Here is a 2,125-nt window from a genome sequence, read left to right on the forward strand (position 1 = left end):
TGGAATTCTACAAAACCAATTATTAAAACAACCACTTAAAATCAATAGAAAACTAAAAAACAAGTATTTCCGTCTATTTCTGTATTTTATTTAGCTAAAATTCGCGTTACAGGGGAGAGAAAAGCTTAATGTGGAACGAATACGGTCTTTAAAGGTAATCAAAGGCATCTACACAGATGAAAAATCATTGTCAATAGCATCACGAGTGGAGCCTATCCAAAAGGGATATTTTTTTCTTGGAGTTCTATTCTAAATTAGAGGTCTAGCTTTTTTGCTTGAACTTGGTTGACCGTCCAAACATAGCCACCAATCCCTCTCTTTTGATGTTCTGATTCACTTAGTGAATAAACCATATGTAGCTTCGAAAATCTTTCGTCACTTACATGCATGTCATGTTCACTGAGATTTATATTGAAAACTTCTATTGAGGCCGATAAAAGGTTTTCTTTTAGAGGGTTCAGTTTAAATTTAGACTTTCCTGCAGCAATTTTTAATTTGTTATGCCAAAGCGATAATATTTGATCATCGTTAGAAGAAATTACAATGTCATCCATATATACACTTAATGAAACTCCTTCTGTATCATGGCAATCTCGGATACATGAACCAAAGTAACTTTGAGCTAAACAAATTGATGCAAGTAAAGGTGACTGACTGAATCCGTAGGGGAGCGAGTGGCTATGTTCGCTTGGATTACTATGTGGAAGCGTCGATGCTTTTGCAATGGCTCTTGCATTTTCATATCCGATTAAAATTTTTAACTCTCTCGTCACCCTTGTTCGACTAACTGAGCCAAAAAAATCTGTTATATCAAGGGATGAGAAATATTTATTGTCGATATGTACTTTTAAAGCCTGTACATGACCACCTAACTGAAGGTGATAGAAATATGAGGGAGCTTTCCAGTGCTTTCGAATATACTTATTTATATTTTGACCAAGTTTTTTTGCTTCGTCTGACTGGACATAGACCCACCTGCCGGGTTTTATTTCATACTTACTTGTCCAGCTAATAGTCGGTGGCATATTTTTGATACTCAATATAAAAAAAGCCACGTTGATAGTTTCCACAACTAAGATTTGGTTAAGTTTTGCCTGACTTAGTTGCGTACTTGCTAATGGTGGCGTTCTATTACAACAACTCTAAAAATTTTTGTAACAGCTCAGCACCGTCCACTTCCTCAAGCTTGTCAAGCAGTCCAAGCTTCTCAGCATACGCATATATGCGCATGCCAAGCTCAAAGCGTTTCAAAATTTTCTTCAAGCAGCTTTGTTTCGGTTGTGTGCTGTTATCAACAGGGCCATAATTATTTTTCATAATTACTTCTCCTCTTACAACCCCTGACATGCCCAGCGCAAGCGCGTGACTTTATTCCAAGATGATGAACATTTGATACGAATAATTTCGATATGAATCGAAGAGTATCGCATCGTTCATCTGGCGAATCACAGTGTGACAGTAGTAAGAGGTGCGGGCGAGCCGCCTAATGCCAGGGAACGTCATAATATTATGTAATTGGTTTCAGTCAAGAGGTAGAAAGCTTGATTGCTTTAGAATTGTTCTTTTTCAGTATTTTGAGCTTTAGATATTAGAGATAGATCAAAGTATGGTAGTAAAAAAAATAAACCATAGGAACTACGCTCAGTTCCACCAGATTGAAGACCTGATGTACAAAATAACGATATATAATACTTTCACGTTTTTGAGGACAAGCTGGCACGAACCCCATAGTGAAACTAGAACTAATATAACTCTCAAACAAACTCTAAATACATTGGAGCCAACCAACTCCGTTATTTTTTATTTATCACTTGAAAAACGGAGTGCACTATACATGCTGTCAAACAATGAGTTAAGAATCGATTGTATTTTGATGCTGATTCAAAGGATTCAACATCAAAGTTTCTTCCAAGTGCTCAGGAGCTAAATGTGCATACCGCATGGTCGTAGTAATTTCACTATGACCCAGCACATCTCTTAACTTAACAATATTGCCGCCGCTCCTCACATAATGACTCGCAAAGGTATGACGTAGAACGTGAGTCATTTGCCCTTTCGGTAAGTCAATATTTGCTTCTGAAACCGCCTTTCGAAAAGCCGATAAGCTGTTTAAAAACATCCTCTC

3 protein-coding genes are annotated in these 2,125 nt (G+C 37.3%); all 3 read right to left on the reverse strand.

Annotated features, from left to right (window positions below):
• Nucleotides 1–254: 254 nt before the first annotated feature.
• Nucleotides 255–1,055: a reverse transcriptase domain-containing protein gene (locus AB4623_RS16370; protein WP_372146868.1), complete on the reverse strand. Its 801-nt coding sequence runs from the start codon at nt 1,053–1,055 to the stop codon at nt 255–257.
• 76 nt (nt 1,056–1,131) lie between these two features.
• Nucleotides 1,132–1,317, reverse strand: a complete 186-nt coding sequence (locus AB4623_RS16375) for a hypothetical protein (RefSeq protein ID WP_372146869.1) — start codon at nt 1,315–1,317, stop codon at nt 1,132–1,134.
• A 535-nt stretch (nt 1,318–1,852) separates the two neighbouring features.
• Nucleotides 1,853–2,125, reverse strand: a 273-nt coding sequence (locus tag AB4623_RS16380) for a tyrosine-type recombinase/integrase (protein WP_372146871.1), incomplete at its 5' end; no start/stop codon positions are given.

The organism is Vibrio sp. 10N.222.52.C12 (genome assembly GCF_041474215.1).
Taxonomy (GTDB): Bacteria; Pseudomonadota; Gammaproteobacteria; order Enterobacterales; family Vibrionaceae; genus Vibrio; species Vibrio crassostreae_C.